The organism is Nocardia seriolae NBRC 15557, assembly GCF_007990715.1.
GTDB classification, from domain to species: Bacteria; Actinomycetota; Actinomycetes; order Mycobacteriales; family Mycobacteriaceae; genus Nocardia; species Nocardia seriolae.
Genome location: NZ_BJWY01000009.1, coordinates 85514 through 111251, shown reverse-complemented (window position 1 = coordinate 111251; position 25738 = coordinate 85514). Strand labels below are relative to the sequence as shown.

The window sequence follows — 25738 nt, the reverse complement described above, 5'->3', positions numbered from 1 at the left end:
AGTACTAACCCTCATCACCGGACAGCCGCGGGCCGCCGAACCATGCGAGCCCGTACCGCGACGAGAAGACCGGCGCGAGCCACAAATTAGCACCGGTTGGGTGCTATGTCATGTGCGGGTGAGGGGACTGAACTCGATGCCGCCGAACCGATTCAATTCAGCCGCGATAACGGCGGTGGTCGGCGGAGAAATCGTCGGCGACCGTCGCCGCCAATTCCACATAGGCGCGCTTGGTCGGCTTGCTCAGGCGGTGCAGGTCGATTTCGGCGCCCTCACCCAGGTGAGCGTCGTAGGGGATGATGTGGACCGCGCGGCAACGGGACAGGAAATAGTCGCGCAGCTGGTTGATTCCGACATTCGGGGCACCGGGGCGCGGGAGGTTGATGACCACCACGGCATTGCGGACCAGGTGGTCGTGGCCGTGCAGGGAGAGCCAGTCCAGGGTGGCGGCGGCGCTGCGGGCGCCGTCGATGGCCGAGGAGGAGATCAGGACCAGGGAGTGGGCCAGGTCCAGGACGCCCGCCATGGCCGAATGCATCAGGCCGGTACCGCAGTCGGTGAGGATGATGTTGTAGAAGCGCTGGAGGATGCGGGCCACGGCGCGGTACTCGTCCTCGCTGAAGGCTTCCGAGGCGGCCGGATCGCGTTCACTTGCGAGCACTTCCAGTCGGCTGCTGCCCTGCGAGGTGTGGCGGCGGACATCGGAATACCGCTGAATGTGCTCGTCCAGCAATAGATCCCGCACGGTGGAGCGGGTCTGCAACGGGACGCGCTGCGACAGGGTTCCGAAGTCCGGATTCGCATCGACGGCGATAACGCGGTCACCGCGAATCGACGAGAAGATCGAGCCCAGCCCCATGGTGGTCGTCGTCTTGCCGACGCCACCCTTCAACGAGAGCACCGCGATCCGGTAATCCCCGCGCACGGGTTGGCGAATGCGAGCCACCAACTCCTGTAGCCGCCGTTCCTCCGCGGACATCCCGGGATTGATCGCACCACCGGACATGTGGTGCACGGCCCGACGCCACCCCGAACCGGGGGCCTTCGTGGCCCGCCGCACATGCACATCGTCGAGCGAAGGCGCGGGCCTGCCAGGACCGTTCGCTCCCCACGTCTGCCCCGGCGCACCATACTGCCCGGCCGCGGGACCGTACTGCGCCGGACCCGCCCCGGGCGCGAAGTTCGAATTCTGCACCGGCCCACCGGGATACCCCGAGGGCTGTTCCGGACCGCCCCACGGGGCCTGTCCGGCTTCGCCCGGTCCGTACGCGGCCGGAGCCGTCGACTGCTGCCCCGGCGCGGCCCAGTGCGACTGCCCGGGCGCGCCGACTCCGGGCTGCCCCGGAACCCCGCCCTGCCCCGGCCCGCCCGGATGGGCCTGCTCGTAACCCGGTGCGTTCCACGGCATGGGTGCGTCCATGCCCGGTACCGGACCGCCTTGCTGTCCCGGTGCGCCCCAAGGCATCTGCCCCGGTACGGAACCATCGGCCTGCTGCCCGGCACCACCCGGACCCCAATGCGGTTGTCCCGGCGGGCCCGCCGGAGCGGGCGCGCTCGGATGCGGCCCGGTGAGACCGGCGGCCGCCGCCTCCGAAAGCGGCGCGCTCGCCCAAGGATTCTCGTCCGGGTCCGCAACATCGGCTGCCCCGCCCATGGACCGGGGGCCCGGCATGCTGCCCTGACCCGGTACCGGCGCAGCCCCGGGTATCCCTTCCGGAACTGCCCCGACCTGGGTCGAGCCCTGCGACCATGGGTTCAGCTGCGGCGGAACGGTTCCCGGCGGGAACCCGGCCCCGGAGCCCAATGGCGGAACATTCGAGTCAGCGCCGGACTGCCGACCCGCTGCGCCCGGAACCTGACCCGGTACGGGCGGAGCCGGCGGCATCCATTGGCCACCACCCTGCGCCCCGTCCTCGGGGACCTGCGGCATCGCTCCCGAGCCCCGCGGGCCGGGCGCGTGCGAATTCGGATCGGAGTCTTGCGGAACAGAGCTGGGAACCTGCTGGACAGGGCCGGAGCCGTGTGGACCGGGGCCGGGCGCCTGCGGAATCTGGTTGGGTGCCTGCGGCATCGGGGCGGAACCCTGCGGGCCCGGGCCGGGGATCTGGGGTAGCGGGCCGGAACCGTGCTGGGTGGACAGGGGAAGCGGGACGTCCATGGCGCGGTGGCGGCCCGGGGTCATCGGCTCATCGAAGTCGGTGCCGGGTTCGGGCTGCTCGGTGTCGTTGCCGGTGGGGTCGGTGCTGTGCCGGTGTGCGGCCGAGGGGAAGCCGGTCGGCTGGTTCCGGGACGTGTCCGCGGCCCCGTTGGGGGACAGCGGGTTCGGGCCGGCGAGGGTGCCGCCGAGGGTGGCCAGTTGCGCGTCCAGCAGACCGTGGGCGGCGGCGGTCGTGTTCGGTACCGGATCGGGGTCGGCAGCGGAGGCCGGTACGCCGGTGACCGGGCTTGCGACGCCGGTGGTCGAGCCGGGGATGCCGGTGGCTGGATCGATGGCGGGGGTCTCGCCGGTCGCACCCTGTGCGGTGGTTGGGACGTCGTCCGATTGGGCTGTGCCCGAGGCGGTTTCGGGGGCCGGGGGAAGCGGCTGACGGGTCGCCGGCGCGGAGGGGGCGATGAGGTCGGGGCCGGGCGCGTCGAGTTCGCCCGGTGCCGGGGGCAGGGGCGGCTGCGAGATCTTGGTCGTCACACCGGCGGGATCGTCGACGCCGGGAGTCACGGAGTCGGCCTCGCCGGGGGCGGGCGGCAGCGGTGGGCGCACAGCGTTGGGCGCGGAATCGGCTGCCGCCGAACCGGATTCACCCGGGGCGGGCGGCAGCGGACGGCGACTGGCCGGATCGGCGGGGGTGTGGGCCGGGGACGCCGAGTCCGGCGTGCCCGCGAGAGACGCGCCGAAGTGCGCCGGTCCGGGGCCCGCCTGGGCGGGCTCCGGGGCTGTCGAACCGTGGCGCGTGGCGGGTGACGGCGGCAGCGGCGGCGGGGTGAAACCGGGCTTGCTGTGCTGCGGCCGTGCATGCGCGGACTGGTCGGCCGCAGCATCCGGCGCGGGCGGAGCCGAGAACTGCGGACCCGTCGTCGGTGCGACGGGGCCCGAATCCGGGCCCGGGCGAGGCGGTTCCGGGGCGGTCCGCGGCTGCGGGAATTGGCCGCCGGAGGTGGGCGGGGCGTCGAAGCGCGGGCCCGGCGCCTGCGGCGGCATCGACGGTTGACCTGGAAGCGGCTGTCCGCCTTGGCCGCTCGGCTGCCCGGGGCCGAAACCTTGACCGTTGGGCTGCGCACCGCCTTGGCCGGCAGGCCAAAAGCCATGGCCATCTGGCTGGGCGGGGGCTGTGCCCTTGCCGTTCGGTTGTTGTGGAACGAAGCCTCGGCCGTCTGGTTGTGCGGGCGTGGGGCGCTGGCCGTTGGGGGTGGCCGGGCCGTCCGGCTGCGGAACCGGCGGGGTCGGTTGGGTGCCGCGGGAGGGGAGGTTGAAATGGGTGCCCGGGTCGCGTTGGGGGATGGGGGTGCCCGGGGGCGTCGTGGTCGGGTCGGCCGCGGGGGAGTGGGGAGCCGGGGCGGCGGGTTGCTTGCGGTCCGAGGCGGTTGGGCGCTGTCGGTCCGGAGCAGGTGCGGAGGCCTGGGGTGCGGGGTCGGCTTTGCAGGAGGGGCGTTTGCCGAAGAGGCCGCGGCTGCCCTTGGCCTTCGGGATGACCTCGTCCTGCGGGAGGTTCTGGACCGGGGGAGCCTCGTAGGCGGTGTCGGTGACGTCGCTCTCGGACAGCCAGGGCGGGAGCATGGGGAGGCCGTCGTTCTCGCGACTCACATCTACCCCCGGGTGCTCGACCGATCTTGCTGGACAGGCCGTAGTTTAGCGATCTCCGGCGCGGCTGTGCCCGGCATGTCGGTGCGGGCAGCCGACTTCGCGCATGATCGAGCGAGTCTTCGCGCGTGACAGAGCACGTCACAGTGCCCCGTATTTGGCCGGATCTGGGGAAACGGGTAAGCTAGGCGGCTGGTGACTTACATAGTGGCTGTGGCATGTCTTAGTGCCGCCTCCAGTGAGTATGTCACCGGGTTGGCCGTCATGCACCACGAACTTCCGGCCGACCTGCCGTAATGAGCTTGAACCAACCAGGTTCAGCCTAACCGGGATCGCGGAGGATATGGCGAAGAAGGAAGGGGCCATCGAGGTCGAGGGCCGAGTCAGCGAGCCGTTGCCCAATGCGATGTTCCGGATCGAGCTGGAGAACGGGCACAAGGTTCTGGCCCACATCAGCGGCAAGATGCGGCAGCACTACATCCGCATTCTGCCCGAGGACCGCGTCGTCGTTGAGTTGTCGCCTTACGACTTGACTCGCGGGCGCATCGTCTACCGCTACAAGTGAGTCACCCCCGCGGGTGCGCAAAGACTTCCGGGGCCTCGATTCCCGGGTTTTCCCCGGTCAAACCGGCCGGGGAAAAACTGTGTTCACGGCCAGTGAACACCAACCCAGATTGGATCTGACGTGAAGGTTCAGCCGTCCGTCAAGCCGATCTGCGAGAAGTGCAAGGTGATTCGCCGTCACGGGCGAGTCATGGTGATCTGCGAGAACCTGCGCCACAAGCAGCGCCAGGGCTGATTCACCGCCAAGCACCGAATCGCGGTTCGGACTGGCAATGAAGAAGAACTCCCAGCTCCAGTCGCCGTCGGCGAGTCCCTAGCGGGACGGACGGCGGCCTACCCCCGGTACGGAGGCCGGGGCCCCACTTCGCGGGGACGGACAGGGAGCAGACCTCCGCAAAAGTAAGGAATCGCCAAACATGGCACGTCTGATGGGCGTCGACCTCCCGCGCGAAAAGCGCATGGAGATCGCGCTGACCTACATCTTCGGCATCGGCCGTACCCGCGCCAAGGAGATCCTGGACCAGACCGGCGTCAGCCCGGACCTGCGTTCGAAGGACCTCAGCGACGACGACCTGACCAAGCTCCGCGACTTCATCGAAGCCTCGGACATGAAGGTCGAGGGTGACCTGCGCCGCGAGGTGCAGGCCGACATTCGTCGCAAGATCGAGATCGGCTGCTACCAGGGCATCCGCCACCGTCGTGGCCTGCCCGTGCGTGGCCAGCGGACCAAGACCAACGCCCGCACGCGCAAGGGTCCGAAGAAGACCGTCGCCGGCAAGAAGAAGTAGGGATAGCGCATGCCTCCGAAGAGCCGGGCCGCTGGCCCGAAGAAGACTCAGAAGTCGCGTCGCCGGGACAAGAAGAACGTCCCCCACGGCAACGCGCACATCAAGAGCACGTTCAACAACACCATCGTGTCCATCACCGACCCGCAGGGCAACGTCATCTCCTGGGCGTCCTCGGGCCACGTCGGTTTCAAGGGCTCGCGTAAGTCCACCCCGTTCGCCGCGCAGCTCGCTGCCGAGAACGCTGCCCGCAAGGCGCAGGAGCACGGCGTCAAGAAGGTCGACGTGTTCGTGAAGGGCCCGGGTTCGGGCCGTGAGACCGCGATCCGTTCGCTCCAGGCCGCCGGCCTGGAGGTCGGCACGATCTCCGATGTCACTCCGCAGCCGCACAACGGCTGCCGTCCGCCCAAGCGGCGTCGCGTCTAGCGGGAAAGGAAGTAGAACGAAATGGCCCGTTATACCGGACCCCTCACCCGTAAGTCGCGTCGTCTTCGCGTCGACCTCATCGGAGGCGACCAGGCGTTCGAGCGTCGTCCTTACCCGCCGGGCCAGCACGGCCGCGCGCGGATCAAGGAGTCGGAGTACCTGCTCCAGCTGCAGGAGAAGCAGAAGGCCCGCTTCTCCTACGGCGTCATGGAGAAGCAGTTCCGCCGCTACTACGAAGAGGCGAACCGCCAGAAGGGCAAGACCGGCGACAACCTGCTGCGTCTGCTCGAGACCCGGCTGGACAACGTCGTGTACCGCGCCGGTCTGGCCCGTACCCGTCGTGCCGCCCGTCAGCTGGTTTCGCACGGCCACTTCGTCGTCAACGGCGTGAAGGTGGATGTCCCGTCGTTCCAGGTGTCGCAGTACGACATCATCGACGTCAAGCCGAAGTCGGCCGGCATGCTGCCGTTCCAGGTCGCTCGCGAGACCATCGGCGACCGCACCGCCCCGGGCTGGCTGCAGGTCGTGCCGGGCCGTCTGCGGATCCTGGTGCACCAGCTCCCCGAGCGTGCGCAGATCGATGTTCCGCTCCAGGAACAGCTGATCGTCGAGTACTACTCGAAGTAATCAGGTTGCGCGTCAAGCGCACCGCTGGTTGTGGCCCTGAATCATTCAGGGCCGCAACGGCTCCCAACAGTGGGCGTCAAATAGTGGGCGTCCGAAGGAGGAAGAAATGCTGATTTCACAGCGACCGACGCTGACCGAAGAGGTCGTGTCCGAGAACCGGTCGCGGTTCACCATCGAACCGCTGGAGCCGGGTTTCGGTTACACCCTCGGCAACTCGCTGCGGCGCACGCTGCTGTCGTCGATTCCTGGTGCGGCTGTCACCAGCATTCGCATCGACGGCGTGCTGCACGAGTTCACCACCGTCCCGGGCGTGAAGGAAGACGTCACCGACATCATCCTGAACCTCAAGGGCCTGGTCGTGTCGTCCGAAGAGGACGAGCCGGTCACCATGTACGTGCGCAAGCAGGGCCCGGGCACCGTCACCGCCGGTGACATCGTCCCCCCGGCGGGCGTGACCGTGCACAACCCGGACATGCACATCGCCACCCTGAACGACAAGGGCAAGCTGGAGATCGAGCTCGTGGTCGAGCGCGGTCGCGGCTACGTCCCGGCCGTGCAGAACAAGGCGTCGGGTGCGGAAATCGGCCGGATTCCGGTGGACTCGATCTACTCGCCGGTTCTGAAGGTGACCTACAAGGTCGAGGCCACCCGTGTCGAGCAGCGCACCGACTTCGACCGGCTCATCCTGGATGTCGAGACCAAGAACTCGATCTCCGCGCGGGATGCGCTGGCGTCGGCGGGCAAGACCCTGGTCGAGCTGTTCGGTCTCGCGCGCGAGCTGAACATCGAGGCCGAGGGCATCGAGATCGGCCCGAGCCCGGCCGAGGCGGACCACATCGCCTCGTTCGGCCTGCCGATCGAGGACCTGGATCTCACCGTTCGGTCGTACAACTGCCTCAAGCGTGAGGGCGTGCACACCGTCGGCGAGCTGGTCGCCCGCACCGAGTCGGACCTGCTGGACATCCGCAACTTCGGCCAGAAGTCCATCGACGAGGTCAAGGTCAAGCTGCACTCGCTCGGCCTGTCCCTCAAGGACTCCCCGGCTTCCTTCGATCCGTCCTCCGTCGTCGGCTACGACGCGGCCAGCGGCACCTGGAGCGACAGCGGTTCGTTCAGCGACACCGACAGCGGCGAGCAGGACTACGCCGAAACCGAACAGCTTTAGGTCATTCGGGGTGTAGCGCCCCGAATCGGCCTTCAACACAGGAGATTCAACAATGCCCAAGCCCAAGAAGGGTGCCCGCTTCGGCGGGACGGCGTCGCACCAGAAGGCGATCTTCGCCAACCTGGCGAAGGCGCTCTTCGAGCACGGTCGCATCACGACCACCGAGGCCAAGGCCAAGGCGCTGCGCCCCTACGCCGAGAAGCTTGTCACCAAGGCGAAGGGCGGCACCCTTGCCGACCGTCGCGAGGTGATGAAGGTGATCCGTAGCAAGGACATCGTCCACGCCCTGTTCGCGGAGATCGGCCCCTCGTTCGAGGGTCGTGACGGCGGCTACACCCGGATCATCAAGACGATCCCGCGCAAGGGCGACAACGCCCCGATGGCGATCATCGAGCTGGTCCGCGAGAAGACCGTGACCAACGAGGCCGATCGTGCCCGTCGCGTCGCGGCTTCGCAGAAGGCCGTCGAGGCCCCCGCCGCCGAAGAGGCCAAGGTCGAGGATGCCGCCGAGGAGACCGTGGCCGACGCCCCGGCCGCCGAGGCCAAGGACGCGGAGTAATCCCGCCCTTTCGGATTCCATGAGTGAGCCCGCCGTCCCCTCCGGGTCGGCGGGCTTTCTCCATGTTAACCAGGAGATCGCTGTGACGGTTGAGGTTCCGACGCCCGAACCGGTTTCGATTCGGGTACGGCTGGACATCAGCTACGACGGCACCGATTTCACCGGCTGGGCCCGCCAGCCCGGCCTGCGCACCGTGCAGGGCGTGCTGGAGGAGGCGCTGAGCAAGGTGCAGCGCGAGCCCATCCAACTCACCGTGGCCGGGCGCACCGACGCGGGGGTGCACGCGGAAGGGCAAGTCGCGCACTTCGATACGCATACCGAAGTGGACGGCCCGAAGCTGGTGCACCGACTGGCCCGTTTCCTTCCCAAGGATGTCCGGGTCAAGGACGTCCGCCTCGCGCCGCCGGAATTCGACGCGCGCTTCTCGGCCGTCCGCCGCCACTACGCCTACCGGCTCGCCACCGCCCCCTACGGCGCGGAACCCCTCCAGGCCCGCGGCGTCGTGCCCGTGCGGCCCGGCCTCGATGTCGAGGCCATGCGCGCGGCGTCGCGAAATCTGCTGGGCCTGCACGACTTCGCCGCATTCTGCCGCCGCCGCGAGGGCGCGACCACCATTCGCGAACTCCAGCGCTTCGACTGGGTCCAGGACGGCGATCTGCTCACCGCCTACGTCAGCGCCGACGCCTTCTGCTGGTCCATGGTCCGCAGCCTGGTCGGCGGTGTGCTGGCGGTCGGCGAGGGTCGCCGGACCCCGGACTGGATAGCCGGTTTGCTCGACGAGCGCCAGCGCGCCAGTTCGGTGACCGTCGCTCCCGCCCACGGCCTCAGCCTCATCGCCGTCGACTATCCCGCCGACTCGGACCTGGCGGCCCGCAATCTCCAGACCCGCGAGGTACGCAGCGTGCCTGGCGGGGGAGATTGCTGTGGCGAATAGGTGAACCCCCACCTGTGCTCCGGCCGGACACAGCTCCGAGGGCAGCTGTGGCGCAGTGTCTTTCATCGGTACCGCCACATTCGCGGCAGCCGTGCCCGGGTCCGAAGGCGGCTGTGGCGCGGCGTCGGCTGTGCGCGGCTCCGTATCGGTCGCGGGCGTGCGCAAGACCGAGGACTCCTGTGGCGCATAGGGTTTCAGCGGGGGGGGGGCGAGTGCCGGCTCTAACGCGCCTTCGGCAATGGCATGGGCATGACGCCCGCGAAATTACGCGCCCAGATCCCGAAATAGCCGGCCCCGACCCCGGAATCCTCTGCGCCGGACCACTTTCGACCACCAGGAGAACCCAGTGCACGCATTCCTCTACGCCGTCCCGGTAATTCTCTATCTCGTCCTGGGCGCCGTGGTCGTCTACGTAACCCTCCGTCGCACGACCGACGCCGACCCCCGTACCCGCCGTGCCGAAATCTGGCGCGCCTACGGCGTCCTACTGGTCCCCGTCCTGGTCGGACCCATCCTCATCGGAGGCATCACCGGCCACCACTTCCTCCAATTCCTCATCTCGGAATTCGTCTTGGCCGCCCTGGTCCTGGCCGCCGCGGCCCTGACCGTCCGCCGTGCCGTCCGCCCCGCGACCGAACGCTGAATCCAGCGGTCGCCCGGCCTTTTCGCGGGGCGCGAAGTTTTCCTTGTCGGCACCGCGGCGCGATTCTCCCGATCCGGTCGGCGCTGCCGCTGCCGCCCTGGTCACGGGCGTGAAGACGCGCATTCGGCGATATCACCCGAATGCGCTTCGGGGGTGCGAAGTTTCATTGTCCGTTGGTTCGAGTCACATGGCGGCGGATCGTTCGTGTCATGAGCACATCGAAGCGCGCCCGGGGGCGCGGTAAGCGGAAGGCCGGACGTGGTGGCGGGTGCCCTTCCACGGGGCAAGCGGCACGGCATCGGGAGGACTGCCCGGGATGTCGGGGTGAGGAGTTCGATCCGCACGGGCCGGTCGACACCGCCCTCGCGGTGGCGTCGGAATTCGGTGACGACGTGGACATTTTCCGAGTCGAATTGCTCATCGCCGAGCTGCTCACGCCCAGCCGCAACGAAGATTTGGGCCTCACGGCCTTGTTCGGGGCCTGGGCGGTGCTGGTGCTGGAAGCCCGGGCGACCGAGGCGTCGGTGGGCCTGCTGCGCGGCATCGCCCGGCTCAGCTCCGGTGAGCTGTCCCGGGCTGCCGGGGCGGCGGCGGATCGGCTGGAGGCCAACGGGGTAGCGGCGCCGCGCTGGTGCGATCGGCTCCTCGCACCGATCCGGGCGATCGAATTCACCCGCTCCGCCGCGGCACACCTCGCCGTGCTCCTGGGCAGCTTCGAGCGTGGCGGTGACATCCATGGATTCCTGGTTCTGGTGGATCTCCGGGACGGGGGCGTCGCCGCTCGCATACTTCCGCTCGAGGGTGATGAATCGGACGTGGAGCGGCAATTGGCCGGGGTTGGTCTGCCCGGTGTCACACAGCGATTGACACCGGACGAGTTTCGCCGCGAACTCGAGTCGGCGCTCGGTCGCCGGGTGCGGCGGGATCGCGCGGATCTGCACCGGGGTGTGTCCCCGATCGAGGACGAAGAAGGCGACGAACCGCCCTATGCGCAAGTGGCGGCGGTGCTGCGGGCTCATATGCGGGCAATCGAGTTCGCAGTCGCGATTGCGGACGGTGGGTGCGAGTCAAAGAGCATGCCCGCTATGGAGATTCGTGGTGCGGGTTGCGGGGAACGGGGTAATTCGGGCGGCGGGTGAAAGATGGAGTTTGTTAAGGGAATTGGGGGGTTGGGGTGGGGCCGGGGTGCGAGAATCGGGCGATGAGGGGCGGCGTTGAGCCTGCGGTGGTGGAGGTTCGATCCATGCCGGAGGTCTCCCAGCAACAGACGTTCGAGGAGTGGGAGGCCGCGGTCGCGGCGGCTTACGTTCCGCTGGTGGTTACGCCGGTGCGGGCGGGGGAGTTCCGGGCGCGGATCGTGCAATCGCGATTCGATGGGATCGATGTGTCGATGGTGACCGCGAGCGGGCAGCACCTGAGCCGGATCCCGCGGTTGATACACGAGCCCGAGGAAGCAATCCTGTTCGCCAGTGTGACCACGCACGGGCACGGGTGGCTGGAGCAGGACGGCAGGGTGGGGGAGCTGGCGGACGGGGGACTCACGCTGCACGTGAGCTCGCGGCCGTTCAGCGCGCACTTCGAGCAGTCCTGGGGCGTGGTGGCGGTGCAGGTGCCACTGGCCGAGGTGGTGGGCGCCTCAGGGGTGCCCGCGGACCGGATGCCGACGGCGGTGCGGTTCCCGCCCGAGGGCGCCGCGGGCATCGTCGGCCGCTTCTTCTGCGGGCTGGCCCAATTGCAGTACACCGCACCGGATCAGGCGGCGGAGCTGGCCAAGCACGGCACCGGGCTGCTGGCCTCGGTGGTGCAGCTGGCGGCCGGGGACCTGCCGCGCGACGAGCCGGCGTAGGCGCTGGCCAAACAGCGGGCCCTGATGTACATCCAAAGTAACTACGCCGACCCGGAACTCACCATCGATCAGGTGGCCGGGGCGTGCAGTGTCTCCCGGCGCACCCTGTACCGCCTGTTCGAGCAGGGCGAGGACGGTGTCGCGGCCATGCTGAGGCGGATGCGGGTGGAGCGCGCGCTCGCATTGATCCGCACCGATCCCACCCGGCCGCTGCTGTCGGTGGCGCGCGCGTCGGGCTTCATTTCCGAGCGGCAGTTCTATCGGGCCTTCAAACGCGAGACCGGCATGACCCCTGGCGAATTCCGCTCACATCGTGGCTGATCAGGGGGTGAATCGGGGCTGACGCCAATTGGCAGTGATCTGGCACGGGCGGGCAGTCACAGCGCGGCGTGAGATCGGAATACTGGACTCGCGCCGCCCGGTCGCCGCCTCGAGCCGCCGGTGACCGGGCAGGCGGCCTCAATTTTTCGGCGGTGCCACTCCGCAATTCCACTGTGCCACTGCACAATCAGGGCCAGTCGGTATGTTTTGCCGCATTGGTCGGCTTCATTCGCAGTTTGCCAGCGGCTCGGTAGTGGAATGATGGCGGTGTGGGTACCGCCTCCACGGCCAGCGCCGAAGTCTCAACGACCTCCGAGGTATCCGCGCGCCAGGCCTTCGAACAGTGGGAGTCGATCGTCGCCGACGCCGTGCTGCCCTCGATCATCGAACCGCTCGGCAAGGGCAGCTGGCACGGCAAGCTGCGCTCGACCCAATTCGACCGCACCAGCCTCACCCTGATGACCTCCAGCGCCCAGCGCGTGGTCCGCACCCGACGCCAGCTCGAACAGGCCGGTGCAGACTTCCTGCTGGTGAACATTGTTGTGGAGGGCGCGAACTGGACCGAGCAGAACGGCCGGCTCACCGAGGGCGGGGCCGGGACCATCGCCTTCTACGACAGCGCCCGGCCGATCGAGAGCCGCACCACCGAGAACGCGGTGTCGACCATCGTGCGCGCGCCCATGTCCGAGGTGCTCGAGCACGCCGGGCTGGCGCGCCACGAGTTGCCGATCGCCAAGGCACTCCCGGCCACCGGCGCGATGGGAGTGGTGGCCGACTTCTTCCGGGGCATGGCGGTGCTGCCCGTCGATGAAACCGACCGGGCCGCAAGCATGCTGGAGTCGCAGGTCACCTCCATGCTCTCCTCGGCGGTGTTGCTCGCGAACGGCCAGAGCGCACCGGCCACGGCCGATTCGGTCTTCACCCGTCAGCAGGTGCTGGCGGTGCTGCGCAAGCGCTATACCGATCCCGATCTCACCGTCGACGAGGTGGCGCACGCCTGCCTGGTGTCGCGGCGCACCCTGTACCGGCTGTGCGAGGACATCGGCGGCCCGGCCGCGCTGGTGCGCCGGATGCGGGTCGAGCATGCGCGCCGGTTGCTGCGCGCCGATCCGAACCGGCCACTCTCGGGGATTGCCGCGGCCTCCGGTTTCGCCACCGATAGGCATTTCTACCGGGCATTTCGGCAGGAAACCGGCGTGACGCCCGGGCAATTCCGGTCCCAACTGGACGCAGGCACGCGCGGTCGGTAGCTCGGCACGGTATGTCGCTGAAAGCGGCACGCGTTCGGCGAAGGGTGATTGCACAGATCATCCGATCCTGTCGAAGGAGCCGAGGTGCCGACGAAGGTGCGAGTCGCAGCCGTGCAGGCCGAGCCGCGATGGCTGGATCTGCGTGCCGGTGTCCAGCAGGCCGTCGAGTTCATCGAGGACGCGGCCGCCGGTGGCGCGCAACTGGTGGCGTTCCCGGAGACCTTCCTGCCCGGCTATCCGTGGTGGTTGTGGCTGGAGTCGGTGAGCTGGGGTCAGGGGTTCTTCGCGCGCTACCGCACGAATTCGATGACGGTGGGCCGCACCGAGTTCCGGCGCATCGCCGACGCCGCGCGCCGGCATCGTATTCACGTGCTGCTCGGTTTCAGTGAACGCTGCGGCACTGCGCTCTACATGTCGCAGTGCCTCATCGACGATCGAGGGGTACTGCTCGGAGTCCGCCGCAAGCCCGAGCTGACGCCGCTGGAGCACAAGATCTTCCGCTGCGGCGAGCCCGGCGAGCCCGAGGTCTTCCAGACCGGCATCGGCCGCATCGCGGTGCAGGGCGGCTCCGAGCAGTTGCATCTCCCGGCGCGGCGCGAGCTGGAACGCACCGGGGCGCAGATCCACGTGGTGTCCTGGCCGGGTTTCATCGTGGCGCGGGACGTGGATTGGGGTGTGCGCGTGAACAATGCGGCCACCCTCTGGTACGCGGTGGTCGGGCAGCTGAACGTGGTCGCGGCGTGCTCGGTGATGGATGTGGCGGGCAGCGAGAGCCGTCGCGGTTCGGAGCCGGCCAAGCAGCTGGTCCGCGGGCCGGGCGGGCACGCGCGCATCTTCGCGCCGGGCGGAGAAGAGCTGGCTTCGCCGTTGAGCGGGCACGAACAGGGTTTGCTGTACGCGGATCTGGAACTGGATCTGAGTTTCGAGTCGGCGGCCTAGTGGTATCGCGCGGACCGATCCGGTGCATTGGCCCGGTCTCTCCCGATCTGACACACTTCCCCCAAGTATTCGGCCGTACATGGGCCGACCATTGTCATCGAGGGACGGGGAGTGGACGGGTCAGAAGCGGTCGATCGGATCGAGGTGCGATCCGGACCGGAACAATCGGCGGGCGAGGCATTCGAGCGCTGGGAAGCGCTGGTGAGTGCGGCGTATGTGCCGTTGGCCGTGGAACCAATACCGACCGGTCGTTTTCGTGGATATATCGAACACGCTCGGCACGGGGATGTGGATCTCTCGGTAATCGGATCGATGCCGCAGGTCATTCGGCGCACCGATGGACTGATCGGCCGCGGCTGCGACGAATATCTGCTCGCCAGCATTCCGACCGCGGGAACGGCGCAGTTGCGCCAAGACGATCGAGTGGCCGATGTGGGACCCGGCGGAATTGTCTTCTACGACAGTACCCGTCCGTATCGGTGGGACGCGGCCGAGGAGTTCGAACAAGTCGTCGTCCAGGTGCCATTGAGTCGGCTGCGTGAGCGCTATGGCGTCGACAAACTCGAATTACCCACGGCGACAGTCTTTTCCGAAAATACCGCCCCCGGCGTCGTGGGCCAATTCTTTCGCGGGCTGGCGGAATTGCAGCGTCACGATCCCGGCGAGGCGGCCCTGCTGGCCGCCCCCGGGATGGATCTGATGGCGGCCGCCGTGGTGGCCGCGTCCGGGCGTATTCCGCGTGATCAGTCGGCCGATGTGCTCAATAGGCAACGGGTATTGAACTTCATGCGCGCCCACTGTTCCGATCCCGAACTCGGGGTGGACCGAATCGCGGAGGGTTGCCGGATGTCGCGGCGTACTCTCTACCGCGTATTCGGTGAGTTCGAGGGCGGTCCGGGAACGGTGTTGCGGCGCATGCGAATCGAACGTGCATGCGATCTGTTGCGTAATGCGCCACAGTTGCCGCTATCCGCGGTGGCGAAAGCGTCCGGATTCCTCACGGAGCGTAGTTTCTACCGCAGCTTCCGGCTGGAAATGGGAACGACGCCGGGCGCTTTTCGCGCTTTGGCATGATCAGTCGGTGATCCGGCACTCATCGCCATTGTTTGACCGGAAACTCTTGGCAAGCATCACGTTCCATGAGGGATAAGCGATGAGGATTACGGTGCGAGTCGCCGCCGTCCAGGCCGAACCCAGCTGGCTGCGGCTCTCCGACGGCGTGGAACAGGTCGTCGAACTGATCGGAGCTGCCGCGATGCGGGGCGCTCGGCTGATCGCATTCCCGGAGGCGTTTCTACCGGGATATCCGTGGTGGCGCTGGATCGATACCAATCAGTGGAATGTCGAATACTCGACTCGCTGCCGCGAGAATTCGATGACCCGGGACGGTGCGGAAATGCGCGCGATCACCGATGCGGCGGCCGCACACGGCATTCACGTCGTGCTCGGATTCGGGGAACGGCAGGATCGGCGAATCTATCTGTCGCAGGCCGTGATCGACGATTCCGGCGAGTTGCTGTCGGTACGCCGGAAAGCCGGGCTGAACAGCGTGGAACGCAAGATATTCGCCTCCGGAACCCCGAATCTGCCCGCGGTGCATCGCACCCCGATCGGGATGTACGGGGCGCTCTCCGGTCAGGAGAACCAGCGCCCGCTGCTCACCCGCGCGCTGCGCGCCGACGAGGAGCAGATCCACGTGGCCGCCTGGCCCGCCGGCCCCGATGGCGATGCGCCCGGCCCGGATTCGGCCGTCACCGTCAGCCGCATGTACGCCCTGGAGGTCGGGGCCTTCGTGCTGGCCCCCGCCGCGGTGGTCACCGCGGCCGCCTGGGGCGGCGCGCCCCAGCCCCGCACCACCGGTCCCACCGGCCGCGCCCGCATCTACGCCCCGGACGGCAGTGAACTGGTGAGCGCCCTCCCCGAGGGCGAACGGGGAATCCTCTACGCCGACCTGGAAATCGGCGCGTCCGCCGCCGACAGCCAGCCCTGCGAGTCCCCCCGAGTCACCCGCGACCGCAAGGAACCGGCCGTCACCCGCCGCAACTCCCGCCGCGCCGCCACCGGCTGGCAGTCCGGGCCCGACCGCTGGGCCCTCCCCATGACCCTCGGCGCCTACCCGGGTGGCATCGCCGCCTGCTAGCTCCGCACCAGCCGCGCGATGGCGTCGGTGGCTTCCTTGATCTTGGCTTCGGCCTCGGGGCCACCGGCGACGGCCGCGTCGACCACGCAGTGGCTGATGTGATCCTCGAGCAGGCCCATGGCGACCGCCTGCAGCGCCTTGGTCATGGCGGAGACCTGGGTCAGGATGTCGATGCAGTACTTCTCTTCCTCGACCATGCGCTGCAGGCCGCGGGCCTGGCCTTCGATGCGGCGCAGGCGCTTGAGGTAGTCGTCCTGGGCGGTGATGTAGCCGTGTGCGGCGTGGTCGTGGCAGGACGGATCGGCGGTGGTCTCTGGCGTGGCGGGCTGGTCGTTGGTCACCTGCGCTGTCCTCACTCCCGGCATTAATACCCCCCTAGGGTACATGGTTCGCCCTGCTACCACCACTCATGCGCGCATGCGCAAGAATCGGGGCATGAGTTCGGATCCACGGGCATCGCTCGCCATTATCGGAGGCAGCGGGTTCTACGACTTCTTCGGCGATGACGCCACCACGGTCGAGGTCGAGACCCCCTTCGGCGCGCCCAGCGCGCCCATCACCATCGGCCAGGTGGAGGGCCGGTCGGTGGCGTTCCTGCCGCGGCACGGCCGCAAGCACGAGTTCTCGCCGCACACCGTGCCGTACCGCGCCAATATGTGGGCGCTGCGCTCGCTGGGCGTGCGCCGCATCTTCGGCCCCTGCGCCGTCGGCAGCCTGCGCGCCGACTGGGGCCCGGGCACCGTGGCCGTGCCGGACCAGCTGGTGGACCGCACGTCGGGCCGCCCCCAGACCTTCTTCGACACCGGCGGCGTGCACGTCTCCTTCGCCGACCCGTACTGCGACGAACTGCGCACGGCCGCAATCGCTTCCCTCGGCGACGAGTTGCCCGCCCACGACTACGGCACCATGGTCGTGGTGGAGGGCCCGCGCTTCTCCACCCGCGCCGAGAGCCGCTGGTTCGCCGGCCAGGGCTGGGAGCTGGTCAATATGACCGGCCACCCGGAGGCCGTGCTCGCCCGCGAACTCGAAATGTGCTACTCCGCAATCGCTCTCGTCACCGACCTGGACGCGGGCCTGGAGTCCGGTGAGGGCGTCAGCGCCGCCGCCGTCTTTGCCGAGTTCGAACGCAACCTGGTCCCGTTCAAGGCCCTGGTGCGCCGCGCCGTAGCCGCCGTCGAGGGCGACGACACCTGCGACAAGTGCCGCGTCCTGACCGGCACCGGCGTGCAACTGCCTTTCCGCCTCCCCGGGACTCAAGCGGAGGGCTGAGAGCCGTCCGCCTTGGCAACCCGTGCCGGCGGTTGGGTGCCGAACCGATTTTGGGGGTGCCCGGGGAGTTACCCCGGTCGGCACGAGATCAGTTGTTGCGTGAGATTCGAAGAGCCCCCGGGCATTGCCACGTTGCCGCCCGAGCAACCGGGGTACGACGTTGTACCCCGATGTGCGCCGTTGCACCTGCTCGCGGCGGCATCCCGGGGCGTTGTTCCGCCCGGAATGTCCATCACCAAATAGGTATTCGGGTTACGGGGACCGCTGGACGTGAGCGGTCCGTGTTCGTCGAATACGCTGAGGGCATGAATGCGGGCGGTCCCGAACCCCTGCGCGTGCTGCTGACCGGCGCGGCAGGTTACCTGGGCTCGCATGTGCACCGGGCGCTGCTGGGGGCCGGGCACGAGGTGATCGCCATCGACGCCCTGCTCGCCACCGTGCACGGCGTCGATCCGGTAGTCCCCGACCATGTTTCCCGCGTCGACATTCGTGATGCCGATGCGCTGGAGCCGCTGCTGGACGGTATCGACGTGGTCTGTCATCTGGCCGCCGCGGTGCCCCTGCCCCAGCTGCGCGACCCGGGTCGCCCGGCGTCCGCGAGCGGCCTGAATCCGGCTCTCCAGCAACACCTTCCCGTGGCTCGACGAGGCCGGGAGGAAGGGGCGAACGCTGCTCGCGGGGTGTCCGATCCCGCTCGCGCGGCCGAGTCCGGCGTGGGCGACGGTCACGGGGCCGGGCCCTGCGTGCGCGGATCCGCGGGTCCACGGCCGGATCCGGAGGCGAGCCGCCGGGCGGCCGAAAGACTGCGCCGGGCCGGCGAGCGCATGCGGTTCGGGGCCGAGGGGATGCGTTCGGCGGCCCTGTATGCCACGCACAATGACGCGGGCACGGCGACGCTGCTGGCCGCGATGGAGCGAGTGTCGGTGCCGCGTCTGGTGCTGGGTTCGTCGGTGGCGGTCTACGGGGAGGGGCGCTATCGCGGTCAGCGCGGCGGGCCGTTCTATCCGGGACTGCGGCGGCGGGCCGACCTGGATCGGGGCCTGTACGACCACCGCGCGCCCCGGTCGGGTGAGGTCTTGACCTGGGAGCCGCTGCTCGAGGACGCGCCCCTGCGGCCCCGGAGCGCCTATGCCGCAAGCAAAGTCGCCCAGGAGCACTATGCGCTGGCGTGGGTGGCCAATACCGGTGGTGACGCCGCGGTGTTGAGGTATCACCATCTCTACGGCGACCCGGTGGCCGATGGGCGGCAGGTGCGGTCGGCGGAATCCGGTGTGGCGGCCCGGTTCCGGGCCGAACTGCGGGCGGGGCGACCGCTGCGCGTCTTCGAAGACGGCGGGCAGGTGCGGGATTTCGTGCATGTCCGCGATGCCGCGGTGGCGACCGTGGCGGCGGTGGAACGGCCGCTGGCCGGATTCCTGCCGTTGAATATCGCCTCGGGGCGCCCGCTCACCCTGTGGGAGGTGGCCTCCACCATGTCCAAGGCCGTGGACGGGCCGAGCCCGCTGGTCACCGGCCAGTGCCGGGTCACCGATATCCGGCATCTGGTCGCGAATCCGGAACGGGCCAGGCACGCGCTCGATTTCACCGCGCCCACCCCGCCCGCCGCGGGCCTGGCCGAGTACGCCGCGCGCGGGGTCGGCCACCGCTGACGGGCGGGCCGATAGGCTCGCGGCATGGCGGAACTTTCGAAGGACACCCCGCTGCGGCTCGAGGTCATCATCGCCAGCGTGCGGCCCAAGCGCTTCGCGCCGGTGGTCGCGGACTGGTTCCTGCGGCGGGCACGGGCGGACGCGGATTTCGAGGTGGGGGTCATCGACCTCATCGATACGCCGCTGCCCACGGACCTGACCGAGGACGAGGAGGTCCGGGCATTTCAGCGGCGCATCGCGGCCGCCGATGCCTTCGTGGCCGTCACCTCCGAGTACAACCACGGCTATCCGGCCTCGCTGAAGACGGCCTTCGACAGCGTCAAGCGGGAATGGCGCGGCAAGCCCATCGGATTCGTCAGCTACGGCGGGCGGTCCGGCGGTCTGCGCGCGGTCGAGCAGCTGCGTCAGGTGGTGGCCGAGATCCACATGGTCTCGATCCGGGAGACCGTCAGCTTCCACGAGGCCAAGCGCAGGTTCGATGCCGACGGCGAGACTCACGACGGCGCTGCGATCGACGCCGCCGACCGCATGCTTCGCCAATTTTCCTGGTGGGGAACGGCCTTGCACACGGCCCGGGCCGCGGAACCGTATCCGGGGAGCTGACCGCTGCCGGGCCGACGAGGTCGGTCAGCGCGCGAAGACGGCCGCCGCCCGGGGTGTTCCGATGTAGGTGGACTCGCGGGGGATGGAGACCAGGGTCAGTGGGACCTCGGTGTTGCCGGTGCGCAGGGTGATGCGGTTTCCGGTGGCACCGGGCTGCTGAATCGACAGGTCCGGTTTGGAGGCCGGCCAGCCGAGCGGGTCGCCGGTCAGGTAGATGGTGGTCAGGCCGGCGTGGGGTGCGGGTGCCAGCACACCGTCGACGACGGTGGCGGTGAAATCCGCGTCGGACTGGTGGGTTTCGACCGCGACGGTGAGCCGGTCCGGATTGCCGATGGTGGTGACCAGCTGCTGCCAGGCGTGGGGCCGGTCGGTTCGGATCAGGACGCGCTCGCCCACGGCCAGGGCGCGGAAGACGAGCTGCTGCGCCAGATAGAGCTCGCCCGCCACGTAGACGCTCGAAATACCCTGTCCGACAAGGCGGATCGCCACGCCATTGCCGTCGTCGTCGGACCCGAGCAGCTGACCGCACCCGGCCGACGGCAGGTGCAGGGCGTCGAGGGCGGCGATCTCGCGGATCTCGGTGGGCACGGTGTCGTCGAGGCCGGGCACCGCGAACGGCAGATGCGCGAGCAGGCCCTCGCGGTGGCGGCCGTTCATGGAGATCATGTGCTGCTGCACCGGCTCCTCGGGCAGCTCCCGGGCGGTGAGCCGCCAGGACGCGCCGATCCGCACGGTGTCGGCGTCGCGGCCCGGGCGCAGCCGGACCGCCACCGTGGTGCCGCGCGAGGCGGGCACCCACAGCTGGGCCAGCAGGTCCGAGGCCAGCCGGTGCGGGTCCACGGCCGCGCCGATGTTCACGCTGTTGCCCAGTTCGGCGTAGCGCCAGTGCTGGCTCAGCTCACCGGGATCCACGCCCGCGGTGACGAGCAGCGCCGCCTGCCGGATCTCGGGCGCGGTGAGCAGCCGGGCCGCGCAGTCGGCGTCCTCGAGGGTGCGCACGATGCGCTGGGTGGCGATGGTGACCGCCCGGCACGCGCCGCTCAGCCCGCCGCCGCGCCGGGCCGCGGCCTCGGGGCAGACGATCGGGTCGAAGGCGATGGCCAGCCAGACCGTGCGATGCGCGGTGGCGGGCAGCGGGCCGAGCAGGGATTCGTAGATCGCGCCCGCCGGGGTGCCGGAGCGGCTGCGGTAGCCGTGCGAGACCACATCGATGCCCGAGAGCAGAATGTCGTGCCGGCTCAGGCTTTTCGCGAGTTCGGGTAGCGGCAGCAGATGGGTGGAAGCCACGGTGGAACGCCCCAGACGGGTCAGTCCGCCCTTGGGGGCGAGCACCTCGACGACGGCGACCACGCGGCTGCCGTCCCAGTAGAGCCCGAGCGAGCGGCCGTCCGGGGCGCGGAAGTCGATGATGTCGGCGGGCGGGTGGCCGCGACGGGCGCGGAAGCGGCCGCGGGTGGCGATCCAGTCGGAAACTGTGCGTTTGCCGAGCGGCAACAAGAGAACCAGACCGACCACTATTCCGAGGGCGAGCGCACCCCACCAGACCAGCCCGCACCGCAGTGCGACAACCATGACGACCAGTCCTGAAACCTGGGCCCAGACCAGGTTCGCGAAGGAGATCCGGCCGAGCAACGGCCGCCCCGCCGTCGCCCCGGAATCGGTCGTCATCGGCTGTCCCCGGCTCCTCGAAATCGGCCGCGCGTGGCGGTCGCGTGCGAACGAAGGTCCTGGTAACTGTACTGTGTTCGGCGAACGCAACGACCTTCCGGGACTTGGATGCCTTCGAAACCCACGACCCGATGGCAGGTGAGCGGCTACCGCTTCCTGGTCCGTCGCATGGAGCACGCCCTGGTCCGCAGGGACGTGCGAATGCTGCACGATCCCATGCGCTCCCAGTCCCGCGCGTTCACCGCCGGACTGATTCTCGCGTGTGTCGCGCTGGCGGGTTGCGCGGTGTTGGCTCTGCTGCGTCCGCAGGGGCAGATCGGGTCCAGCAAGATCCTCATCGGCAAGGACACCGGCGCGGTCTACGTGGTGCTCGACAACGTGGTCCACCCCGCCCTCAATATCGCCTCGGCCCGGCTGGCCGCCGGGGACGCCGCCAAGCCCGCCACCATCAAGGAATCCGAGCTGGCCAAGCGGCCGCGCGGGCAGTTGATCGGCATCCCCGGCGCGCCGACGTCGCTGAACTTCGACGCCGAGAGCCGCACCTGGACGGTGTGCGACGCCCTGTCCAACGACGGCAGCCGCAACCTCACCACTTCGGTGCTGGTCGGCGGTCTGAACTTGGCGGACAAGGCATCCGCGCTGGGCTCCGGCAAGGCGCTGCTGGTGCAGGGCCGCGACCACGCCTATCTGATCTACGACAATGAGCGCGCCCAGGTCGACATGAACGACCGGGCCGTGGTGGATGCCCTCGATATCCGCGGCTTCACCCCGCGCCCGATCAGCGAGGGCCTGCTCAACGCCATTCCCGAGGTGCTGCCGCTGGTGCCGCCGCGCATCGAGAATGCCGGTGCCGCACCGGGTTACCCGCTCGGCGATCACCGCATCGGCGATGTGGTGCAGGTGCGAACCGACAACAGGTATTATGTGGTGCTGCCCGACGGGTTGCAGGCCGTCTCGCCGCTGACCGCCGACATCATCCGCAATACCTACCGGTCCACGGCCGCAGACAACTACATCGCGCAGGCCGACCGGACCGGCGCGCCAGTGTCCTCGGCCTTGCGGGTGGCGAACTATCCGGACAAGGCTCCCGAGATCGTCGACGGCAAGGACCAGCCCATCGACTGCCTGTCCTGGAAGCCGCTGAGCTCGGCCGACACCTCCGACGGCAGCAAGCACGCCGAACTGAGCGTGCTCACCGGGCACGCCATGCCGATTCCTGACGGGGCCAAGCTGGTTCCGCTGGCGCAGGCCGACGGCAGCGGGCCCAACGTGGACAGTTTCTACATGAAACCGGGCGCGGGCGCCTACGTGCAGTCCACCGGTATCGAGCCCGACAGCCAGCGCCACGACAGCCTGTTCTTCGTGTCCGACTACGGAGTTCGCTTCGGCATCAAGAACCTGGACGCAGCCAAGGCGCTGGGCATGGACCCGGAGAAGGTGCGCCCGGAACCCGCGCCCTGGCCCATCCTCGGATTGCTCGCGCCCGGACCGACTTTGAGCCGCGACGCCGCCATGGTCGCGCACGACGGTGTCGCACCGGACCCGCAGCCGGCCAAGGAGCCGGTGAAAACCCAAGCCCCCGGACCGAATTGACGCCGATCAGGCGTCGGTGTCCTGGACGCCGAACCTGCGGCGCAGTGGGAACGAGGCGAGGAAGCCGAGAACCAGCAGTAGCGAGACGATTCCGGCGCCGATCAAGGCCACATTGCGCGCGGTGTTGTCGGGGGCGGGCGGTGGTTTCGGGAGTGTCAGTTGCTGGTCGCGTGGTCCGGCGGGGAGTTTGGGTGGCAGTTCGGTTCGCACCTGGTCGGAGAGGGCCGCGACGGGATCGACTGTGCCGTAACCGATATAGGGATTCCAGCCCTCGCCGGGTGCGTGCGCGGTGGCCTCGATGCGCTTGATGACCTCGCTCGCGCGCATATCCGGGAATCGGGAGCGCACCAGCGCGGCCACGCCCGAGACCTGCGGTGCGGCGAAACTTGTTCCGCTGTAGGGGACGACCTGGCCCTGATTGGTGACCTTGGCGGTGGTGAGCCCGGTATTGCGGGGGTCGAGCGAGATGATGTTCTCGCCCGGCGCGGCCACTCCCACCCACGGGCCGGGCACGGTGAACTTGGAGGGCTGGCCGAACGCGTCCACCGAGCCGACCGACAGCACATAGGCATCCCACCACGCCGGAACCACATAGGACGTGACGTGATTCCACGGATCATCGATGGGGTGCAAGGGAGCCAGGCCCGGATTGCTCGCCTTGCAGGTGTCGGTATTGCCCGCCGAGGCCACGATGACCGCGTCCTTCGCCTCGGCGGCGTACTGCACGGCCGCGCCCAGCGCCCCCATCTCCGCGTTGCCGGGTTCGCTGGTGGGACAGGCGACCAGGGAGATATTGATGACCCGCGCCCCCGCGTCGGCGGCCCGTCGCACGGCCGAGGCCAGCGCGGAGATCTTGCCGTACCCGTCGGGCATATCGTCGGGGCCCTTTTCCTTGCCCGCGCCCTTGGTCTGATACAGCGCACTGGTCTGGCGAATGGTCATGATCCGCGCCTCTGGGGCAACCCCCGCGAAACCCTGACCGTCGACCTGCGTGGCCGCGATCAGTCCCGCGACGATGGTGCCGTGCGCATCGCAATCCTCGGTGCCGTCCCCGCCCGCCGCGACATAGTCGCCACCCGGAATCAGACCTGGGAGCCGGGGGTGCGGTGACACCCCGGTGTCGATGACCGCCACCAATTGCCCTGCGCCCTTGGAGAACTGCCATGCGTCCGGCAGTTCCAGGGTGCGCTGGGTCGGCGGAATGGTCGGCCCGTCCCCGCCCGCCTGCGTGCTGAAGCACGGCGAGTTCGCCGGATGCTCGGTCTCGGTGGGCGGCACGGCCGGACCGCCCGGGGGCAGCAGGCCCGCGTCGATGGGCGGCGGCCGGTCCGCGGACGCCATGCCCGCCCCGGCTCCCGCCGCCAGCGCCGCTGCCGCCGCGAGGACGCGTAATCCCTTGGTGCTCGGTGCCTTAACGCGCATGGTCTCGGTCTCGGTCTCGGTCACAGTCCGCGGACGAGCGTGTAGAGGTCGGTCACCCAGAAGGCCAGGGGCACAACGGCGGCCACGAAGGCGTACTCCAGCAATTCCACCGCCCGGCGCATGGGCGGGGTCGCCTGCTGGCGCGGCACCAGGATGCCCAGTACCAGCGCCGCGGCGAAAAGCAGCAGGGCGACACCGAAAATGGTGAGCGGCTGGCGCTGGGTGAGAGCAGCGCCGATGAGGACCAGGAGCACAATGGCGGTGCCGCCCGCGATGAGTACGACGGCCTGTTCCGCGCCCGCGTAGGTGCGGCTGCGGAACATGAGCACGACCGCGCATACCAGGGCGAATGCCAGGCCGGGCCAGTAGGGACTGTCCGCGGTCGGGTCCACGGCCGCGACCGCACCGGCGATGACGACCACGGTGGTGGCGGTCACCAACCCGGCCCGATATTCGCGTGCCCGTTCGGATTTCGCGCGCAGCACTTTCATGGTGGGCAGGGCGCGATGGTCGTCGGGATCGTCCTCGGTCGGGTCGATCGGGGTGCCCGGGGCCGGGACCGGGGGGAGTGGCAGTTTCGCCAGCAGCATGGAAAGCCTTGGGGCCAGCGACAATCCGGCCAAGCCCAGGGTGGCCACGCCGCCGCCGATGGCGTGGGTGGACACCTCCGTCAGCAGGCCGACCAGCGCGGCCGGGATGGCGTACACGGCCAGTGCGGTCACGCCGATGAAAAGGCCCAGCCCGACGCCGCTCACCCGCCAGGCCAGAATCGCGGTGGCCCCGGCCAATACCGCGCCGAGCAGGACATTGGCCCAGCCGTAGTGGTCCGGCACGTACAGCATGCCCGCGCTGAAGGCGGTGGGCAGCGCGCAGCCGCCCAGCACCAGCGCGCTCGCGTGATCGCGGTACATGCGGCTGAGCACCATGCTCGCGGTGACCAGCAGCAGCGACACGAAGGTGGCCACGATGCCGCTCACCCAGCCCGGAATGGCGGTCGGCGCGGCCAGCAGGCCGAAGCAGCCGGTCAGCATGATGGCCACGGCCAGGATCGATCCGGTGAGCCGGGCGGTGCGCGGGGTCCAGCCGCGGAAGTGGTCGGCGTCGGCAATGGCGACGTTGTACATGATGTCGTCGAACAGCGGCGTCGGCGCGATGTGCTCGGCGCTCTCCAGCATGAGCAGTTCCCCGTCGCGCACGCCCTGTTCGGACAGGCTCAGCGAATTGGAGAAGGGCGGCTGCCCGATGCGGGCCAGCACCCATTCGTGCGGCTCGAACTGTTCGCCGTCGGTGTCGAAGTCATTGACCAGATTGTGGTGATCGACCATGTCGACCACGCTCGGGATGACCAGCGCCACCGGCACGTCCACCGGAATGGCCATGTCGACCTGGGTGTGCTTGGCGAGAATGGTGACTCGCGCCAGGTCGGGCGCGCGGACGGTCCCAGCCCGGTCCGAGCGGAGTTCATCGAGATGATCCGTACGCGAGTGCGTCACGCCCGCACTGTACGGCATGATGGTTGCCGTCCGTACACTGAGACCA

Annotated in this window: 25 protein-coding genes; 20 read left to right on the top strand and 5 right to left on the bottom strand. The window is 69.0% G+C overall.

Translation table 11 applies throughout. From position 1 onward, the window contains the following. Positions 1 to 157 precede the first annotated feature (157 nt). Positions 158 to 3799 (bottom strand): nucleotide-binding protein, encoded by a 3642-nt coding sequence (locus NS2_RS37150; RefSeq protein ID WP_235263939.1) that lies wholly within the window; start codon positions 3797 to 3799, stop codon positions 158 to 160. Between the two features lie 340 nt (positions 3800 to 4139). Here NS2_RS37150 and infA point away from each other — a divergent pair, with 340 nt between their 5' ends. The 16 genes from infA to NS2_RS04985 all read left to right on the top strand — a co-directional run bounded on the left by infA (position 4140) and on the right by NS2_RS04985 (position 15995). After that, positions 4140 to 4361, top strand: coding sequence for a translation initiation factor IF-1 (gene infA / locus NS2_RS05060; protein ID WP_033085974.1), 222 nt, complete (start codon positions 4140 to 4142; stop codon positions 4359 to 4361). Between the two features lie 120 nt (positions 4362 to 4481). Further along, positions 4482 to 4595 carry a 50S ribosomal protein L36 gene (gene rpmJ / locus NS2_RS05055; RefSeq protein ID WP_033085975.1) on the top strand — a complete coding sequence of 38 codons (114 nt, stop codon included), beginning with the start codon at positions 4482 to 4484 and terminating at the stop codon, positions 4593 to 4595. Positions 4596 to 4776: 181 nt separating this feature from the next. Beyond that, entirely contained in the window at positions 4777 to 5148 is a 372-nt protein-coding gene (gene rpsM / locus NS2_RS05050) for a 30S ribosomal protein S13 (RefSeq protein ID WP_033085976.1), read from the top strand. Positions 5149 to 5157: 9 nt separating this feature from the next. Beyond that, positions 5158 to 5571, top strand: coding sequence for a 30S ribosomal protein S11 (gene rpsK / locus NS2_RS05045; RefSeq protein ID WP_029923717.1), 414 nt, complete (start codon positions 5158 to 5160; stop codon positions 5569 to 5571). 21 nt (positions 5572 to 5592) lie between these two features. Further along, positions 5593 to 6198, top strand: coding sequence for a 30S ribosomal protein S4 (rpsD, locus tag NS2_RS05040; RefSeq protein WP_033085977.1), 606 nt, complete (start codon positions 5593 to 5595; stop codon positions 6196 to 6198). 106 nt (positions 6199 to 6304) lie between these two features. Beyond that, positions 6305 to 7363 (top strand): DNA-directed RNA polymerase subunit alpha, encoded by a 1059-nt coding sequence (locus tag NS2_RS05035; protein ID WP_033085978.1) that lies wholly within the window; start codon positions 6305 to 6307, stop codon positions 7361 to 7363. A gap of 52 nt (positions 7364 to 7415) precedes the next feature. Beyond that, on the top strand, positions 7416 to 7922 hold the full coding sequence (gene rplQ, locus NS2_RS05030; RefSeq protein WP_033085979.1) for a 50S ribosomal protein L17: 507 nt from the start codon (positions 7416 to 7418) through the stop codon (positions 7920 to 7922). A 19-nt stretch (positions 7923 to 7941) separates the two neighbouring features. After that, entirely contained in the window at positions 7942 to 8856 is a 915-nt protein-coding gene (gene truA, locus NS2_RS05025; RefSeq protein ID WP_081985666.1) for a tRNA pseudouridine(38-40) synthase TruA, read from the top strand. 346 nt (positions 8857 to 9202) lie between these two features. Then, positions 9203 to 9499, top strand: a complete 297-nt coding sequence (locus NS2_RS05020) for a hypothetical protein (RefSeq protein ID WP_033085980.1) — start codon at positions 9203 to 9205, stop codon at positions 9497 to 9499. A gap of 209 nt (positions 9500 to 9708) precedes the next feature. Next, positions 9709 to 10638, top strand: a complete 930-nt coding sequence (locus NS2_RS05015) for a hypothetical protein (RefSeq protein WP_143837538.1) — start codon at positions 9709 to 9711, stop codon at positions 10636 to 10638. 104 nt (positions 10639 to 10742) lie between these two features. Further along, entirely contained in the window at positions 10743 to 11345 is a 603-nt protein-coding gene (locus NS2_RS05010) for an AraC-like ligand-binding domain-containing protein (RefSeq protein ID WP_071344632.1), read from the top strand. Between the two features lie 24 nt (positions 11346 to 11369). After that, a complete protein-coding gene (locus NS2_RS05005; RefSeq protein ID WP_033085983.1) occupies positions 11370 to 11666 on the top strand; it encodes a helix-turn-helix transcriptional regulator in 297 nt (98 codons plus the stop codon). A 269-nt stretch (positions 11667 to 11935) separates the two neighbouring features. Next, entirely contained in the window at positions 11936 to 12916 is a 981-nt protein-coding gene (locus NS2_RS05000) for an AraC family transcriptional regulator (RefSeq protein WP_033085984.1), read from the top strand. Between the two features lie 84 nt (positions 12917 to 13000). After that, the gene (locus NS2_RS04995) at positions 13001 to 13855 is read left to right on the top strand and encodes a nitrilase-related carbon-nitrogen hydrolase (protein ID WP_033085985.1); all 855 of its coding nucleotides are present in this window, start codon (positions 13001 to 13003) and stop codon (positions 13853 to 13855) included. Positions 13856 to 14056: 201 nt separating this feature from the next. Then, on the top strand, positions 14057 to 14929 hold the full coding sequence (locus NS2_RS04990) for an AraC family transcriptional regulator (RefSeq protein WP_143837536.1): 873 nt from the start codon (positions 14057 to 14059) through the stop codon (positions 14927 to 14929). 79 nt (positions 14930 to 15008) lie between these two features. Next, positions 15009 to 15995, top strand: coding sequence for a nitrilase-related carbon-nitrogen hydrolase (locus NS2_RS04985; RefSeq protein WP_081985669.1), 987 nt, complete (start codon positions 15009 to 15011; stop codon positions 15993 to 15995). Here the strand turns inward: NS2_RS04985 and NS2_RS04980 are convergent. After that, positions 15992 to 16336 carry a metal-sensitive transcriptional regulator gene (locus NS2_RS04980; RefSeq protein WP_033085987.1) on the bottom strand — a complete coding sequence of 115 codons (345 nt, stop codon included), beginning with the start codon at positions 16334 to 16336 and terminating at the stop codon, positions 15992 to 15994. The two genes, NS2_RS04985 and NS2_RS04980, sit on opposite strands and share 4 nt — an antisense overlap. Positions 16337 to 16430: 94 nt before the next feature. Here NS2_RS04980 and NS2_RS04975 point away from each other — a divergent pair, with 94 nt between their 5' ends. The 3 genes from NS2_RS04975 to NS2_RS04960 all read left to right on the top strand — a co-directional run bounded on the left by NS2_RS04975 (position 16431) and on the right by NS2_RS04960 (position 19516). Beyond that, on the top strand, positions 16431 to 17264 hold the full coding sequence (locus tag NS2_RS04975) for an S-methyl-5'-thioadenosine phosphorylase (RefSeq protein ID WP_033086045.1): 834 nt from the start codon (positions 16431 to 16433) through the stop codon (positions 17262 to 17264). 329 nt (positions 17265 to 17593) lie between these two features. Continuing rightward, a complete protein-coding gene (locus tag NS2_RS37145) occupies positions 17594 to 18913 on the top strand; it encodes an NAD-dependent epimerase/dehydratase family protein (RefSeq protein WP_256255891.1) in 1320 nt (439 codons plus the stop codon). 24 nt (positions 18914 to 18937) lie between these two features. Further along, positions 18938 to 19516, top strand: coding sequence for an NADPH-dependent FMN reductase (locus NS2_RS04960; RefSeq protein ID WP_033085988.1), 579 nt, complete (start codon positions 18938 to 18940; stop codon positions 19514 to 19516). 24 nt (positions 19517 to 19540) lie between these two features. Here NS2_RS04960 and eccE read toward each other — a convergent pair whose 3' ends face one another. Further along, on the bottom strand, positions 19541 to 21184 hold the full coding sequence (eccE, locus tag NS2_RS04955) for a type VII secretion protein EccE (protein ID WP_081985671.1): 1644 nt from the start codon (positions 21182 to 21184) through the stop codon (positions 19541 to 19543). A gap of 108 nt (positions 21185 to 21292) precedes the next feature. On the opposite strand from eccE, the gene eccB reads away from it, so the two are divergent. After that, complete coding sequence (gene eccB, locus NS2_RS04950; RefSeq protein WP_147207087.1) at positions 21293 to 22777, top strand: type VII secretion protein EccB; 1485 nt, start codon at positions 21293 to 21295, stop codon at positions 22775 to 22777. 6 nt (positions 22778 to 22783) lie between these two features. Here the strand turns inward: eccB and mycP are convergent, their stop codons facing one another. Together mycP and eccD are read right to left on the bottom strand one after the other, a co-directional pair. Further along, the gene (mycP, locus tag NS2_RS04945; RefSeq protein ID WP_033086048.1) at positions 22784 to 24199 is read right to left on the bottom strand and encodes a type VII secretion-associated serine protease mycosin; all 1416 of its coding nucleotides are present in this window, start codon (positions 24197 to 24199) and stop codon (positions 22784 to 22786) included. A gap of 20 nt (positions 24200 to 24219) precedes the next feature. Continuing rightward, positions 24220 to 25692 (bottom strand): type VII secretion integral membrane protein EccD, encoded by a 1473-nt coding sequence (gene eccD / locus NS2_RS04940; RefSeq protein ID WP_033086049.1) that lies wholly within the window; start codon positions 25690 to 25692, stop codon positions 24220 to 24222. Positions 25693 to 25738 lie beyond the last annotated feature (46 nt).

Coding starts and splice junctions, on each gene's coding strand:
- infA (WP_033085974.1), top strand. CDS start 4,140: ATGGCGAAGAAGGAAGGGGCCATCGAGGTCGAGGGCCGAGTCAGCGAG.
- rpsM (WP_033085976.1), top strand. CDS start 4,777: ATGGCACGTCTGATGGGCGTCGACCTCCCGCGCGAAAAGCGCATGGAG.
- rpsK (WP_029923717.1), top strand. CDS start 5,158: ATGCCTCCGAAGAGCCGGGCCGCTGGCCCGAAGAAGACTCAGAAGTCG.
- rpsD (WP_033085977.1), top strand. CDS start 5,593: ATGGCCCGTTATACCGGACCCCTCACCCGTAAGTCGCGTCGTCTTCGC.
- NS2_RS05035 (WP_033085978.1), top strand. CDS start 6,305: ATGCTGATTTCACAGCGACCGACGCTGACCGAAGAGGTCGTGTCCGAG.
- rplQ (WP_033085979.1), top strand. CDS start 7,416: ATGCCCAAGCCCAAGAAGGGTGCCCGCTTCGGCGGGACGGCGTCGCAC.
- truA (WP_081985666.1), top strand. CDS start 7,942: ATGAGTGAGCCCGCCGTCCCCTCCGGGTCGGCGGGCTTTCTCCATGTT.
- NS2_RS05015 (WP_143837538.1), top strand. CDS start 9,709: ATGAGCACATCGAAGCGCGCCCGGGGGCGCGGTAAGCGGAAGGCCGGA.
- NS2_RS05010 (WP_071344632.1), top strand. CDS start 10,743: ATGCCGGAGGTCTCCCAGCAACAGACGTTCGAGGAGTGGGAGGCCGCG.
- NS2_RS05005 (WP_033085983.1), top strand. CDS start 11,370: ATGTACATCCAAAGTAACTACGCCGACCCGGAACTCACCATCGATCAG.
- NS2_RS04985 (WP_081985669.1), top strand. CDS start 15,009: ATGAGGATTACGGTGCGAGTCGCCGCCGTCCAGGCCGAACCCAGCTGG.
- NS2_RS04975 (WP_033086045.1), top strand. CDS start 16,431: ATGAGTTCGGATCCACGGGCATCGCTCGCCATTATCGGAGGCAGCGGG.
- NS2_RS04960 (WP_033085988.1), top strand. CDS start 18,938: ATGGCGGAACTTTCGAAGGACACCCCGCTGCGGCTCGAGGTCATCATC.
- eccE (WP_081985671.1), bottom strand. CDS start 21,184: ATGACGACCGATTCCGGGGCGACGGCGGGGCGGCCGTTGCTCGGCCGG.
- eccB (WP_147207087.1), top strand. CDS start 21,293: ATGCCTTCGAAACCCACGACCCGATGGCAGGTGAGCGGCTACCGCTTC.
- mycP (WP_033086048.1), bottom strand. CDS start 24,199: ATGCGCGTTAAGGCACCGAGCACCAAGGGATTACGCGTCCTCGCGGCG.